Origin of the sequence: Pedobacter sp. SYP-B3415 (assembly GCF_004138205.1) — a bacterium.
Taxonomy (GTDB): Bacteria; Bacteroidota; Bacteroidia; order Sphingobacteriales; family Sphingobacteriaceae; genus Pedobacter.
Genome location: NZ_RXNQ01000003.1, coordinates 93,951 through 107,190, shown reverse-complemented (window position 1 = coordinate 107,190; position 13,240 = coordinate 93,951). Strand labels below are relative to the sequence as shown.

Below are 13,240 nucleotides of genomic sequence, written 5' to 3'. Positions count from 1 at the left end.
CCGGCAACCTAGTTAAGCGGAGAAGGAAAGGGGGCAGGGCGGACCTTTATTTGAAAAGCCCTGAAGTGTAAACTTATAAATCCCGATATAACTACCTGCGGGTACGCCTGATGGAAGCGCGGGCACTTCGGGCATCAGCAATGCAGGCGGTAGATCAAAATCTTTAAAGTTGTGGTGACCAAGAAAATCACAAACGTCGCAGCTGTCGGCAACTGCATAGCTCAGCTCGCTGGCAGCTGGTTTGTGGACGGAATCATGGTAGTGCAATCCGCGAATCCCGGTCAGCAGGACAAAAATCAGAAGCAACAACACGGCAAGTGTGCGCTGGCTGGTATTTCTGATATTTTTCGGACCGCGATTCATTTGTGCAACAAAATTGCATCTAAAATTTGTTAAATGCAATTTTGTTGCTGATTATTTTTCCAACGTGGTAAGGTGTGGGAGGAGGCAGGACAGGCAAAAAAAAACCGCCGTTTTAGCGGCGGTTCTTTTTATAATAAGTTAGTTTTTCTTAAAATGGCCCTCAGCGTGTTGTTTGGGCGGTCGTTTGAAAGATTCACGCTACTCTGAATCTGCTTGCGTTCTGTCAGACCAGGAAGGCTGTCTGCCCGGCGGTCGGTTAACAAATCAAGTACAGGAAGCTGAATGGCTGCGATTTCTTTCTCTTCGATGTTCGTAAGTAGGATGCTTTGCATAAAATATCTGGAAGTTATACCGTAAAGACACCGCCGGAGACCGGTTTGTTTTAGATGGTATAGAAAAAAGTTTTGATTTTATGTGTTTTACAAAGTAATGACGATTGTCCATCGTTGGTGATCTGCACACCGGGTTTCGAAGTCTTTAATTTTCAATAAATTCCTGTTAACTTTAGCATTCAAACAACCTGATTTTTGATGAAGAAGTTTTTTCTGCTGATGCTTGTCTTTGCAAGCCTGACAACCGTGTCTTCTGCGCAAAGCGTTATTGCGCTGTTTAACAGCGCCAATGAGTTTTTTGATCGCATGCGAGAGGAAAAGTACAAAGAAGCCCATGCATTTTTTGATGAAAGCGTTCAAACCAAAATTACAGAAGCCAATCTTCAGGAGCTTTGGACACGGATGGTTGCCGATATTGGCAAGGCCCAGTCTGCCGACGCAATCCAAAGCCGGGTTCAGAATGAGTATTTCGTTGTAACGGTGAACGGAAAGTTTGAACGCGGCGAGCAGAACTTTATGGTTGTGTTCAATAAAACAAACAAAATCGTAGGACTTTTCCTGCAACCGAAATCTGCATCGGCTGCATACAGGCTTCCGGCGTATGCCGATACCGCCAGCTATAAAGAGCAACAGGTTTACGTGCAAACGCCCGGGCATCAGCTGGCTGCGGTGATTACCACGCCTAAAAATGTTAGCCGTTTTCCGATAGTTGTCATGGTACATGGCAGTGGTCCCGGCGATATGGATGAGACCGTTGGTCCGAACAAACCCTTTAAAGACCTGGCTGCAGGTCTGGCCAGCAAAGGCATAGGCAGTATTCGTTATGTAAAGCGCACACTGATATACCAGAACGAATTTGGGGGCGCCTTTACCGTTAAAGAAGAAGTTATCGATGATGCTGTAGCTGCCATTAACATGGCGAAGACGGTAGCAGGTGCTGATCCGAAACAGGTTTATCTGCTTGGTCACAGCCTTGGCGGTATGCTCGCGCCGCGCATCGGTACGATCGTTCCTGATCTCAAAGGCCTGATCCTGGCAGCGGCACCCGCCAGAAAACTGACAGATGTTATTGCCGATCAAAACAGGTATGCTTATTCGCTTTCAAACGATACGACTGCAGAAGGAAAAGAGCGTTTGCAGAAAGCGCTTGGTGAAGTTGAACACAGCCGGATCACAAAAGTTGGCACCATGAAGCCTGATTCCTCAATTCTTGGTCTGCCTGCATCGTACTGGGCTGATTTAAATAGTTTTGATCAGGTTGCGGCCGCAAAAAATGCGAAGCAGCGGATATTTATTCTTCAGGGTGGAAATGACTTCCAGGTTTCTGACACCGATTACAAACTATGGGAATCGGCGCTTGGGAAAAAGAAAAACGTAACACTTAAGCTGTATCCAACATTGAATCATTTATTGAGCAGCCAGCCATCAAAAGGTACGGTGGCTCAATACCAGACACTCGCAAATGTAGACGCCGGTCTAATCATTGACCTTGCGGCCTGGATAAAACAGCCTAAATAAGAAATCCCGGCACCTGCTGCGAACTGGAACGAGGAAGTATCGCAGGCGGGCACCGGGAAGTAAGGTGTTTCGCTGGTCTTTTTTTACATGATGTAAAAGACCTTCGATTGTTTCTGGACACCGATCGCCTGCGGCGGGGCATCCATTTGGTTTTCTTTCAGCATCTGGCGGATGTCTCTCTCAATGGTCTGAGAGATCGTCGTTGTCGGTGTGTCGGTTGGCTTATTCTCAAAAGGATCCTGAAGATGAATGGCCATTTTTTCGATCAGGAAAAAACTGCAGCCTATTGCGATCACAACCGGTATTTCTGCCAGTCCGAAGAATTCGATGAGTCCGAACGGAAGCAGCGTAATAAACAGGATCAGGGAGAAATGGATATAAATGCTGTAGGTTACCGGGAACACGGTATTCTTAATGCGTTCACAACCGCCCATTTGGTTTGAAAAACGGGTCAGTGTCCGGTCAATTTCTACCTGCTGAAATTCGTTTATCCAGCCCAGTTTGTAGGCGTTGCGCAGATCTGCACCCTGTAATTCGAGCAAAGCAACAGGAACATTTCGGTATTGTTTGCAATGATCAATATCTTCCTGGCGTACATGTCTGCCAAGTCCCTGCAATGCATCTTCACCACGAAGGTGCCGGCTAAGCGCGTAACACCATGCAATCTGGCGTTTGGCCATCCGCTGACAGAACAGGCGTTTTTGCTCGTCGTTTCCCTGCGTATCGATGAAGGTAAGCAACTGCCGGGTCAGCGTTCTCGAGTCGTTTACAATAGCACCCCACAGCGTGCGTGCCTCCCACCAGCGGTCGTACGCCTGGTTGGATTTGAACGCGAGCAATAATGAGATAACGGTGCCAAGAATTGTCGGTACCGCAATTGGTATCGAGATTCTTGTAAAATGGAAATTATTATAAACGATGGCAATCAGGATCGCATACACCGAAACCATGATGATCTCGGTGCGGATCTTGCCAAAGATATATTTGACGGGTATGTTTTCTCTGAGTAACATGGTAGTTCGGTTTAAATAGCTTCAGCTAATTCGGTTTTTTTGATATCATGCGTTTCTGTGTTCGCAGCCGGCATCTCAACCAGGGTTAATAAGGGCAACCCGCAGCGAGCCATGAGTGGTCCCGGATCAATGCTTGATTTATTCAGCATGCTTAACCGGCAGTCTGAAGGGTCGAGGATGTGCGTAACTTCATGTGTTTCAAGAAAATTTCTGAACATACTGACCGTACTGCCGTAAAAAAAGTCGATTCGCATGCTGTCAATTTGAATAAACTGTTTCTGAAGGGCGGTTAACTCTTCGTAAAAGGCGTCGCTTACATAATCGTATTCCCGGTTTCTGCGTGCAAGCATCAGCAGGTCACTGATCGATTCAGACAACTTAAACAGGTGCACAAACACGAAGCGCAGACGCTGGCCGGGAAACTGATGACATATATTCGGAATACACACGAGCGCTGCCTGGTTAAAATCTGTTGGAATGAGTACGGTTTGCATAATCAAAACTGTTTTATGTTAAACATCGATTTGTTTATACAAGAATAGACCCCAGCTATTAAAACCGATTAAAGCGAATTTTAAAATGGCATTAGAATTTAGCTTCTAAAGATTTGTGAAAAATGGCTAACCTCACCAGGAAACGCCGTTTATTCCGGAGAGTTTTTTAGATGTATTAGAGAAGTATTAAGAACTGGGTTATTTGCAAGACCTGCTACCTGAGTCGCGGCAGCAAAATCTGGATTTCAGTGCCCATGTTTTCTTCAGAACTGATGCCGATCGAGCCTTTGTGCAGGCGGATAATATTCAGCGTAAGCGGAAGACCGATGCCATAGCCCTCGAACTTGTTTGTATTTGACGCGCGGAAAAACGGGTCAAAGATGAACTGCTGCTCGCCCGCAGGAATACCGATTCCTTTATCTGCTACTGTAACGCTGATCCAGTTGTTGCGCTCCGCAATGCTGATAGCTACTTCGGCATAATTTGAATACTTGCAGGCATTCAGCACAATGTTACTCAGCGCCAGCTGTAAAAGATTTACGTTGCCTTCTGTATACAGCCGCGATTCATCATCAGGCATGCTTGCCGTATCTACCTGAATATTGCTTTCGGGGGCAATCTTTTTTGCATGGTCGATTACCTGCCAGAGCAGCTCATCAATACGTATCTTTTGCCAGTCCTGTTTTTTGCCGTCAAAGCCGGTCTGGGCAAGACCGAGCAGGCTGGTTAGAATATGTTTAAGTTTTTCAGCTTCATTCAGGATATTGGTTGCCGATACCCTGGCCTCGTCTGAAAGATCTTTTCTCGAAAGCAGCAATTCGGTTTCGCTGGTAACGATAGATAGGGGGGTGCGCAGCTCGTGCGAAGCATTGCTTACAAAATTGTTTTGCGTTTCGAATGCAGTTTCCAGGCGGATCAGCATATTGTTAAACGTCTGGGTCAGCTCCGCAATCTCATCACTGCCCTTTTTTTCCTCGAGCCGCATGTGCAGGTTGTTCGCTGTAAGATTGCGCACCCCTTTGATCATGTTTCTCAGCGGATTGATCGTGTAATGCGAAAAGATCTGTGCGATGACGTAGACAAGCACGAGGGAGATCACAAAACCTATAATCAGAATTTTACGAAGCTGTTCGACCTCTTTGAAGCCGTAGGGATCTGAGGCGCCCACAATAACGATGTATTTATTGCCATTCTTTAAAAAGAGGCGGCCGCAATAAAAACGATTATCCTCTACATAACGTGCACGGGTGTTTTTCAGGATCGAATTATAAAATGCGGCAGGAAGGTCAGGCTGTCTCTGCGCGGGGAGTTTTCCGTTTGAATCGAGTTGGATAACATAGTCCTTCTCGTCTGCCAGTTTCTCGAGATACCTGTTGCGCACCTGTTGTGTTGCGGCAGCACGCGCATCTGGCGATATGCGCAGCTCGGCTGCGATATTCACACGCGCTTCGAGTCTTTTGAAAAAATCTTCAAAGTTGAATTCTGCAACGAAATAAAAGATGGCTGCGTTCAGAACCACAAGGCCAATCACAGACATCGAAAAGAAGAGAAGGGTGATCTTGGTTTTAAACTTCATCCGGTTGTTCTGCTTTGAAGATGTAACCCATGCCGAATACGGTATGGATCAGTTTGACCGGGTAACCGGTGTCGACCTTTTTGCGCAGATAATTTATATATACATCGACCACGTTTGTTCCCATATTAAAATCAATGTCCCACACGTTTTCAAGGATCTCGATCCGGCTGAGCACTTTATTCTGGTTTGTCATGAAGTATTCAAGCAAACGGTATTCGGTTGCCGTCAGCGATATCGACTTGCCGTTTCGTTTCGCTGTTTTTGAATTCAGGTCGACTTCCAGGCCGCCGAGCGAAAGCTTTTTACTGCTGCTTTGCACACCGGCGAGGCGGCGGCTCAGACTGCGGATCCGCGCTTCAAGTTCAGAAAACTTAAAAGGTTTTACGAGGTAGTCATCGGCCCCGGCGTCCAGCCCTGTGACAATGTTTTCTGTAGTTCCCAGTGCTGTCAGCATCAGGATTCCAACCTGTGTATTCTGGCTTCGAATTTCCTTGCAAACGGTTATTCCATTCATTCCCGGCAACATCAGGTCAAGAATGATCAGATCAAACCGGTGTTTCAGCGCCATATCCAGACCCGTGATCCCGTCGGCGGCCACACTGATCTCGAATCCGAGTTCGGTAAGTCCGCGAACAACAACCGACACCAGGCCGGGTTCGTCTTCGATAAGGAGTATTTTCATACGGTTCTTGTAACGGTTGAGGGTTAAAAAGCGCAGAAAGATACAGAAATATCAGAAAGGCAGAAAATGAAGACAAGTCCTGCCGGGCCTGACAGGGTATTGACACTAAAAAAGGGAAGATTTTCGCCTTCCCTCTCTCTGGTGTTTGTTGACATGCGCTAGCGCAAAACCTTGATCAGGGCGGCAAGTTCCTCATGTCCGAAGCCTGCATCAGCAGCCTTATGTAACAGGCCTGCCGCTAACTCTGGCAAAACGGGGTTTAAGCCGGCAGTCCTGGCGGCATCAACGATTCGGTCTACAGCTTCCACAGAAATAGCCATAGGACTTTGCGTTACACTGAAGTTATTGTCTGAAATTGCTTTTCCCTGGTGTTGCAGAAACTGACCGACGCCTCCCGACATCCGGGCAACGATCTCAGCATAGACAGTCAGGTCAAGACCGGCTGATTCGGCAAACAGCACGCCCTGCAGGAAACCCAGATATGCACCGTACAAATAAGATAATGTTGCCATATCCATGACTGCTGCCGCGCCGATGTTGCCATCAAGGTAAGTATTGCCGCCGCCCAACACCGAAAGTAATTTAGCCTGTTCATCAAAGGTTTCTCTTTTTCCTGAGAACAAGATTGTCGTATCGGGCTGAGCCATCTGATCAGGTGCCACCTGAATGGCGCCGTCCAGATATGCTGCACCATGTGCAGTTACCCATTGCTCTGCAATGTGCGCATCTTCGGGACTGCCGGTGGTCAGCTGAATAAGCGTTTTGCCTTCAAGAACGGCCCCCACAGCCGCGTGGTTTAATATGTCTCTGCTTGCTTTGTAATCGTATACGCAGATGATGGTTACGGCGCTTGCGGCAATAGCAGCTTCCGGGGTTTCGGTGAGCGTTGCGCCCAGCTCTACAAGTCCGGATGCTTTAGCTTTGTTTCGGTTCCAGACAGTTACCTGGTAACCATCGTTAAGGTAAAGCCTGGCTATTGCGGCTCCCATATTTCCCAGGCCAATCACAGTTATTTTTTTTGTTGCTGATCTCATTTCGATTTGATTTTTGAGTGAATGATGCTGCAAATGTGAGCGGGAACACTGGCGGTCGCAATACGGGAAAAAAGATTCAGCCAGGGATAAATTTTTCCCTGTAAAGGGCTGGTAACACATGCTGACGTCCAGGAATCTGCTGACAGCCTGTTAGAGGGGGATATGAGCTTTGATACTATTTGAAACGATGTCGGTTTTTTACAATTTTTAAGTGTCATTGCCCGGTAATTTTGCCGGCAGGCGTGCTTCTGATACAGCTTTGAGACGAATCTGACGTACAGACCTGGCGCCGCGTTGTATCCCGGGTCTGCTGACCTGTTGTGCGGAGAGCAGCGGCAGGCTAGACAACGCTTTTATGAAGCGATAAATACAGGATACATGGTTGAAGTATTCAAGACCAACGTAAAGAAAAAGAAACAGGCAAGATTGATTGTGCTGCTGCTGGAGCGGCAGTTCCCGGGGCTTCGTGCAAATTTTGATCTCGAAGATTGTGACCGCATTTTGCGCGTTCAGGGGGAAGGTATATGCTGCAAAAGCATTGAAGGAGAAATGAATGTTTTCGGCTACGCCTGCGAACACTTTCCGGGTTGATGCGATTAAACAGAATCAAACAGATGGCCCCGGTGATCGTCCCGGGGCCTGTCTATTATTTATTCCAGCATTTGATGTAATCTACTTTATAGGTGGTGCGATCAGCCGATCCGAGTTTTCCAATACTTAGTCCAAGCCGATCGAGTGTTTTCCAACCAGGTGCATTTACATTGGCAACGACGGTTCCGTTTATAAAAAATTTCAGCTTTTCACCGGCTAAAGTAATCTTAAGTTTATTGACCTCATTCATTGCTCCTTTGATCGCACTGCTTGCCGTCCAGCCTACGACGTTCCGTGCTTCGCCGTTTATTCTGGAGTGAATGCGAAACTCACGGCTGCCGATACTAAAGCTGAAAAAATTCTGACCGGTAATGCCAAAGTATAGACTGGCCTGATCGTATGAATGGCCTTCTGTGTGCTGGAATGAAACTTCGGCCGACTGCTGTGTATCTGTCTCAGCAAATGCGTTCCTGGAGGAAATCGCATCTACGATACCTACCGAAGAAGTGGCATAACTAATAACCAGGTGTCCATCCTCAATCTTTGTGTGGCTGTTTGTGGTTATAAAGGAGGAGGTACCCGAACCGAAGTCTTCGTTAAGCACCAGTCCGTCTTCGTCAGGACTAGCGTCTTTTTTCTTGCATGAACCCAGGGCAAGCAGCGCCGAAAAAAGAATAATTGTTGTTCTTAAATTGTTTTTCATATGATTTTAGATAATGTGCAATGAAGCCATGGGGCATCAAGTGGCCGGGGTGTCTGGAGCGTTGTAGCTACGCTGGCGGATTGGCTATTTTTTTGCCGCTATCCTGGCGCCGGTAATGCCATAAAAGTCCATTTCCTTGTCAAAAACATAAGCAAGAACCTCACCTGTGCCTTCGGCTTTGAAATAAGGATCGCCGTCTTCATCCTTTCCATAAACTGCCTGATAAGATTCATCGATCCTTAAGGTATTGGTTTGGTCGTACAGGCGGAGTTGAAGGACGGCTTCAGTCATCCCTGCGAAGCTGACGGTAATGGTACCATGTTCGCCCTGTGTAGAAGGGTAAGGAGTGGTAGATGGTGGATTATAAATCTCTACTTCATTTACCACCCATGTGCCGGCGTAGTCTGACTGCCGGGGCTCCTTTTTGCAGGCCGGCCCCAGGGTTACCAGCACCAGCAAAAAGATCAAACGTATTTTCATGGAATTTGAGGGATGACCGGCGCATGCCGGGAGGATATTTACACAAGTGGGCTATTGCCAGGCAATAGCCCTGTCTTGTGCGGGGGTCTAAAAAATGCTGAATAATGGCGCCGTTTTAGCGGCCGGAACTACCTGCTCCGCTATAAGAACAATTGATAGTTTTGGGATGACTGGCCTCGCTATTTGCAGACTTATGGTCCGGAGGAGCGAAAAGATTTTTGTTTAAGCACTTGTTTTTCATGGTTTGATAGATATGCCGCAAAATTATTCCGGCCAAACCAAAACAAATAGTAAAAATCCGACATTGAGAAAAAATAGAAGCGGGGAAACCCTTACTGGTCTATGAAATGCAGCTTATTGCAGGTCCCTTGCCATACAAACGCTGTTTTCAACGCCTTCATACTGGCCAAAATTCGGAATATCGGTGTAACCGACTTTGTGGTAAAGCGCTATGGCTTCCGGCTGTCTTTTGCCGGTTTCGAGTACAGCCTTCGTACGACCTTCTTCGACGGCCCAGGCCTCGAGTTCTTTGAGCATGGCTGTTGCAACGCCCTTGCCGCGGTATTCAGGCAATACATACATGCGTTTAATTTCGATACGTTGCTCATCAAAAGGTTTGAAAGCGCCGCATCCTACAGCTTTATCATCTGCATAAGCCAGTACGACGTGTTTGATGCCCGCAATAGAGTTGAATTGTGAATAATAAGCATGCTCATCGCCGTCCTGTTGGTGCAGGTACTGATCGAGAAGGGCGATAAGGAAACGGAATTCAGGATTTTCGGCATTCGTTCTGATGAGCTTGGTCATGATATCTGGTTTGAATCTCAAAAATAAGAATCCGTTGCATTGCAGCAAGGGGAATATGAAGTTTATGGGTCGCGAACATCGGATACATATTGAGATGTTGATGTATTTACGTTAACATTCTTATTGCCCGTTGAATTTTAAAACAGATCAAGCCGTTGCAACTTAAGACCATTCTGTATCGCTTTTCTATACATGTTATGTGGTAGCATGGGGACCACAAGTGAAAGACAAAAGCCCTTTCCGGCCAGGAAACGGCTTTTGTAAAAAAACTTTTTGGTACGAATCAGGATACCGGCATCAGAAAAAACTTTAAAAGGCCCTTTCCTTAACGCAGCAACAGAGTCTGAGAACGGCCGGTAACTTCGTTTAGCACCCACCTTTGCGCGGTGCACGTTTATAAATTATTTCTCCATCCCGTTCTACATAATCGCCTGATACGATCGGATACAGATATTTGGGCGCATGCGAAACACTATGGCTTCTTATGGTGATTTTGTCGTTAACTTTCAGATCATGCAAATCCCTGAATTCGTCAGCCTCTTCCTGCCCAAAGCTTAGAATATAATCGACACCATTAATTTTTACCATCAATCCGAAACCCAACCGTGAATGTGGCGGAAGAGACAGAGAAGACACAACAGCCTCCATATTGGTGAATGCATTGATGTTCTTTCTGATTTTTGCCTCACTTGCATAGACATTTTTACCTTTGAAAGAGGCTTCCCATTTTTTGTAACTAATCCCGTCCGGACTACGTTCCCATCTTTCCATAGCTTCTTTCCGTTCTGCAGCAGATAACTTTGAATGCACATTTGTCGGAGTTTCAGAACTGATTTCCTGGTGAGCAAATACGAGTCCGCCAACCGCAGCCAGCGGCAGGACCAGCGCATAGATAACTTTTTTCATATCGTTTTGAATTTGTTTCAGCGAAACTAAGACGATGTATTTTGTTACGGAGCGCGCAGATTGTAAATAAAATTGTAAACTTTGTAAATAAATCCTGATACAATGCTTAGCCGAAATTTTCGATCGGGAAAACGCAAAAAATTGCTGGTGTTAACATTACTGTTGTTCATCGGGGTAATTTGCGCAGCCTTTATAACCGGCGATAATGATTTTGATATCGCGAGGAAAGAAGTATTGCTTCGCAGGGTAGGACATGAGCTGCTTTTGCAATCAGGCGACACTACCTCGAGGGTACTCCCCGTAAAGAAGATTGCAGAAAATGAATATCAGATCAGCTTCGAGCGTGAGTTTGCGTTTGAACCGGGCGTTTTGGTAAAGATCACTCAGCATGTGTTGGCCAGCTCTCCTCAGACAGACGACTATGTGGTTAATGTTCTAACATGCGGGAACGCCAACGTAGCGTACGGCTTCGCCATATCAGGAAATAAGAGAAATGACATTGTACCCTGTCTGGGGCGAGAACAACCAAGGTCATGTTACAAGATCAATATTAAATTCAAGCCGGCTGGTATCCATTGGGTAAAGAACAGGATGCTTCTGGGCAGCCTGCCATTAATGGCATTGATTGGTTTTATATATTTCAGATCGGTCAGACCCCGAAGAGCCGTGCCTGACGCTGATAGTAACCTGATAACTTTAGGCGCATTGCTGTTCGATGCCGGGAACCGCAGACTGACAGCAGAGGGTGCAGACATCGACTTAACTGCAACTGAATCACGGTTACTCCTCATTTTTGCGTTGTCGCCGAATGAGACCATAGAGCGAAGCCGGCTGCAAAAAGAGATATGGGAAGATGAGGGTGTTATCGTAGGCCGTAGTCTGGATATGTTCATATCAAAACTCAGAAGGAAACTGGCCTGCGATCCGGGTATTAGAATAACGGTTGTACGCGGCAAGGGTTATAAGCTCGAAATTAAACTGTAAAGACCTGACTATAAAAACAGGAACCTAGCAAGTAGCCTAAATTGGGTTAAGCAGGGTTGACCACCGATACGTTACAGTACTTACAGATCTGTTTGATCGACGCCATTTATCTATGTCCTTAACTTCAGCCTATGTAACCATCATTATCAAATGTATCCATTAAGAGGCTGTAAGTCAAAGGTTAACATTTATGCCATTTAATCTAAATGTTGAACAGCAAACCTAATTGTCGTGGTTTAAGCGAGTAACACAGGTCCAATCAAATCGATATTGGCAGAAGCAATTGAACTCTCAATAAACTGAAAAGCCGCTCAAATGAGCGGCTGCCATTACTGTTATTCTTTTTCTTGCTAATTAGGTCTGTCCAACGATATCATGCTGGTGTGTTAGTCGAACTGATATGTGCCAGCCTGCAACTCAAAACTTCCAGTGCTATTACCGAAGTAGTGAATTATGAAGCCGGGAGGAACTATAACTCCCCAATCAGATACAATCATGCCAGTAACGGAATCCGTCATCCATGCGTAACCAGGACTTCCGTCAATACTAAGTTGGGTTGAAAAGCCGACTTCGGTTGGGAAAATTCTTACCGGCACGCTGCAGCTATAAAACAAAAAAACCTTGTCGTTTCCGATAAGGCTTTTGTACTCGGAGCGGGAATCGAACCCGCACTCGCTTTAGGGCGAACAGGATTTTAAGTCCTGCGTGTCTACCAGTTCCACCATCCGAGCAGGTTTGGTAACCTGTTAAATTGTAAATCCCTTCCTTTTGAGGGGAAGGGATTTCGAGCGAAAGACGAGATTCGAACTCGCGACCCCGACCTTGGCAAGGTCGTGCTCTACCAACTGAGCTACTTTCGCAATAGTGTTGTTGTTTTTGGTGATGCAAATATAGTGACTATCTCATTCCTGTCAAGCTTTTTCATAGAAAAAAAATCACTTTTCAAGTAAACCGCTGTTTTTCAGTGCATCTAAAATTACATCATTTTCAAAGCCACGGCCCTGTAGGTAGGTTATTAGCTTAAATTTTCTTTTAAAAGCGTCTGTTGTACCTAAAAATGGGATTTTTTTCTCAGCAAGGCTGACAATAGTTTCAATGTAAGCATCTCCGTCAATTGCATTCAACGCCCGCGCAATCATCCGGTCAGGGATTCGTTTTAACTTCAGGCCGTGTTTTATTTTTAGTTTTCCCCACTTCTTGATCCGGAATTTTCCGGACACATAAGCTGCAGCAAAGCGCGCTTCGTTTAAAAAGTTGTTCTCAATCAATGTGGAGATGATCTGTTCAACTTCCCTGCTGTGTAGTCCCCAGCTGTATAACTTGTCGCGCACTTCCTGCTGCGACCGCTCCTGGTAGGCGCAATAGGCTTCCGCTTTCGCCAGGCCCGTCCTGAAATCGTAAATCACACGTTTCTGCTCCATAATTTCAAAGATAAACGTTTTCATCTGCGTGGTCAGCCTGCATTAAACATAACTGGTCACACGTCTGGTATCAGTTTGTGGCTTTTCAGACAGATCTTGCTCAGTTCAGCGAAGTTTTTCCTAGACAACATTGGCTTGTCAATCTTGATTTTCGTCTAAAGCATAGTTGATAATGTTGTAATCTTCACTGAAGCCGATTTTAACTTGAGTTCTGCAATGAGATTTTCCATATGAATCGGGAAGCCAAAATACGCAATCTTGAAAAATCAATCAAGCTATAGACCAACGCTCACAAAGTCAGAAGGCGGAATGAATTCAGCAAGCAAATCGCTTTTC

Annotated in this window: 15 protein-coding genes and 2 tRNA genes; 3 read left to right on the top strand and 14 right to left on the bottom strand. The window is 45.9% G+C overall.

Going from position 1 to position 13,240, the window contains the following annotated elements; genetic code table 11:
• Positions 1 to 12 precede the first annotated feature (12 nt).
• On the bottom strand, positions 13 to 363 hold the full coding sequence (locus tag EJV45_RS02315; protein WP_129714033.1) for a hypothetical protein: 351 nt from the start codon (positions 361 to 363) through the stop codon (positions 13 to 15).
• 128 nt (positions 364 to 491) lie between these two features.
• Complete coding sequence (locus tag EJV45_RS02310; RefSeq protein ID WP_129714032.1) at positions 492 to 695, bottom strand: hypothetical protein; 204 nt, start codon at positions 693 to 695, stop codon at positions 492 to 494.
• 198 nt (positions 696 to 893) lie between these two features.
• Between EJV45_RS02310 and EJV45_RS02305 the strand changes: the two genes are divergently transcribed.
• Positions 894 to 2,213: a DUF3887 domain-containing protein gene (locus EJV45_RS02305; protein ID WP_129714031.1), complete on the top strand. Its 1,320-nt coding sequence runs from the start codon at positions 894 to 896 to the stop codon at positions 2,211 to 2,213.
• 83 nt (positions 2,214 to 2,296) lie between these two features.
• Here EJV45_RS02305 and EJV45_RS02300 read toward each other — a convergent pair whose 3' ends face one another.
• The 5 genes from EJV45_RS02300 to EJV45_RS02280 all read right to left on the bottom strand — a co-directional run bounded on the left by EJV45_RS02300 (position 2,297) and on the right by EJV45_RS02280 (position 7,132).
• Positions 2,297 to 3,226: a bestrophin family protein gene (locus EJV45_RS02300; RefSeq protein ID WP_129714030.1), complete on the bottom strand. Its 930-nt coding sequence runs from the start codon at positions 3,224 to 3,226 to the stop codon at positions 2,297 to 2,299.
• 11 nt (positions 3,227 to 3,237) lie between these two features.
• A complete protein-coding gene (locus EJV45_RS02295) occupies positions 3,238 to 3,720 on the bottom strand; it encodes a hypothetical protein (protein ID WP_129714029.1) in 483 nt (160 codons plus the stop codon).
• Between the two features lie 214 nt (positions 3,721 to 3,934).
• Positions 3,935 to 5,296 carry a HAMP domain-containing sensor histidine kinase gene (locus tag EJV45_RS02290; RefSeq protein WP_129714028.1) on the bottom strand — a complete coding sequence of 454 codons (1,362 nt, stop codon included), beginning with the start codon at positions 5,294 to 5,296 and terminating at the stop codon, positions 3,935 to 3,937.
• Positions 5,286 to 5,978, bottom strand: a complete 693-nt coding sequence (locus EJV45_RS02285) for a response regulator transcription factor (RefSeq protein ID WP_129714027.1) — start codon at positions 5,976 to 5,978, stop codon at positions 5,286 to 5,288. The genes EJV45_RS02290 and EJV45_RS02285 overlap by 11 nt, the downstream gene beginning before the upstream one ends.
• Before the next feature lie 158 nt (positions 5,979 to 6,136).
• Entirely contained in the window at positions 6,137 to 7,132 is a 996-nt protein-coding gene (locus EJV45_RS02280; RefSeq protein ID WP_129714026.1) for an NAD(P)-dependent oxidoreductase, read from the bottom strand.
• Between the two features lie 258 nt (positions 7,133 to 7,390).
• Here EJV45_RS02280 and EJV45_RS02275 point away from each other — a divergent pair, with 258 nt between their 5' ends.
• A complete protein-coding gene (locus EJV45_RS02275; protein WP_129714025.1) occupies positions 7,391 to 7,603 on the top strand; it encodes a hypothetical protein in 213 nt (70 codons plus the stop codon).
• A 55-nt stretch (positions 7,604 to 7,658) separates the two neighbouring features.
• Here the strand turns inward: EJV45_RS02275 and EJV45_RS02270 are convergent, their stop codons facing one another.
• The 4 genes from EJV45_RS02270 to EJV45_RS02255 form a co-directional block, all read right to left on the bottom strand.
• Positions 7,659 to 8,306: a hypothetical protein gene (locus EJV45_RS02270; protein ID WP_129714024.1), complete on the bottom strand. Its 648-nt coding sequence runs from the start codon at positions 8,304 to 8,306 to the stop codon at positions 7,659 to 7,661.
• 84 nt (positions 8,307 to 8,390) lie between these two features.
• On the bottom strand, positions 8,391 to 8,786 hold the full coding sequence (locus tag EJV45_RS02265) for a hypothetical protein (protein ID WP_129714023.1): 396 nt from the start codon (positions 8,784 to 8,786) through the stop codon (positions 8,391 to 8,393).
• 354 nt (positions 8,787 to 9,140) lie between these two features.
• Positions 9,141 to 9,593: a GNAT family N-acetyltransferase gene (locus EJV45_RS02260; protein ID WP_129714022.1), complete on the bottom strand. Its 453-nt coding sequence runs from the start codon at positions 9,591 to 9,593 to the stop codon at positions 9,141 to 9,143.
• 366 nt (positions 9,594 to 9,959) lie between these two features.
• Entirely contained in the window at positions 9,960 to 10,499 is a 540-nt protein-coding gene (locus tag EJV45_RS02255) for a hypothetical protein (RefSeq protein WP_129714021.1), read from the bottom strand.
• Positions 10,500 to 10,646: 147 nt separating this feature from the next.
• Between EJV45_RS02255 and EJV45_RS02250 the strand changes: the two genes are divergently transcribed.
• A complete protein-coding gene (locus EJV45_RS02250; protein ID WP_240755166.1) occupies positions 10,647 to 11,483 on the top strand; it encodes a winged helix-turn-helix domain-containing protein in 837 nt (278 codons plus the stop codon).
• A 645-nt stretch (positions 11,484 to 12,128) separates the two neighbouring features.
• On the opposite strand, the gene EJV45_RS02245 is transcribed toward EJV45_RS02250, so the two are convergent.
• From EJV45_RS02245 to EJV45_RS02235, 3 genes are all read right to left on the bottom strand, one after another.
• A tRNA-Leu gene (locus tag EJV45_RS02245) sits at positions 12,129 to 12,214 on the bottom strand.
• Between the two features lie 56 nt (positions 12,215 to 12,270).
• Positions 12,271 to 12,343, bottom strand: a tRNA-Gly gene (locus EJV45_RS02240).
• A 75-nt stretch (positions 12,344 to 12,418) separates the two neighbouring features.
• Positions 12,419 to 12,928 carry a regulatory protein RecX gene (locus tag EJV45_RS02235; protein WP_129714019.1) on the bottom strand — a complete coding sequence of 170 codons (510 nt, stop codon included), beginning with the start codon at positions 12,926 to 12,928 and terminating at the stop codon, positions 12,419 to 12,421.
• Positions 12,929 to 13,240 lie beyond the last annotated feature (312 nt).

Excerpts from the sequence above, each read along its gene's own strand:
- EJV45_RS02315 (WP_129714033.1), bottom strand. The coding sequence starts at position 363 with ATGAATCGCGGTCCGAAAAATATCAGAAATACCAGCCAGCGCACACTT.
- EJV45_RS02310 (WP_129714032.1), bottom strand. The coding sequence starts at position 695 with ATGCAAAGCATCCTACTTACGAACATCGAAGAGAAAGAAATCGCAGCC.
- EJV45_RS02305 (WP_129714031.1), top strand. The coding sequence starts at position 894 with ATGAAGAAGTTTTTTCTGCTGATGCTTGTCTTTGCAAGCCTGACAACC.
- EJV45_RS02300 (WP_129714030.1), bottom strand. The coding sequence starts at position 3,226 with ATGTTACTCAGAGAAAACATACCCGTCAAATATATCTTTGGCAAGATC.
- EJV45_RS02295 (WP_129714029.1), bottom strand. The coding sequence starts at position 3,720 with ATGCAAACCGTACTCATTCCAACAGATTTTAACCAGGCAGCGCTCGTG.
- EJV45_RS02290 (WP_129714028.1), bottom strand. The coding sequence starts at position 5,296 with ATGAAGTTTAAAACCAAGATCACCCTTCTCTTCTTTTCGATGTCTGTG.
- EJV45_RS02285 (WP_129714027.1), bottom strand. The coding sequence starts at position 5,978 with ATGAAAATACTCCTTATCGAAGACGAACCCGGCCTGGTGTCGGTTGTT.
- EJV45_RS02280 (WP_129714026.1), bottom strand. The coding sequence starts at position 7,132 with ATGTGTTACCAGCCCTTTACAGGGAAAAATTTATCCCTGGCTGAATCT.
- EJV45_RS02275 (WP_129714025.1), top strand. The coding sequence starts at position 7,391 with ATGGTTGAAGTATTCAAGACCAACGTAAAGAAAAAGAAACAGGCAAGA.
- EJV45_RS02270 (WP_129714024.1), bottom strand. The coding sequence starts at position 8,306 with ATGAAAAACAATTTAAGAACAACAATTATTCTTTTTTCGGCGCTGCTT.
- EJV45_RS02265 (WP_129714023.1), bottom strand. The coding sequence starts at position 8,786 with ATGAAAATACGTTTGATCTTTTTGCTGGTGCTGGTAACCCTGGGGCCG.
- EJV45_RS02260 (WP_129714022.1), bottom strand. The coding sequence starts at position 9,593 with ATGACCAAGCTCATCAGAACGAATGCCGAAAATCCTGAATTCCGTTTC.
- EJV45_RS02255 (WP_129714021.1), bottom strand. The coding sequence starts at position 10,499 with ATGAAAAAAGTTATCTATGCGCTGGTCCTGCCGCTGGCTGCGGTTGGC.
- EJV45_RS02235 (WP_129714019.1), bottom strand. The coding sequence starts at position 12,928 with ATGAAAACGTTTATCTTTGAAATTATGGAGCAGAAACGTGTGATTTAC.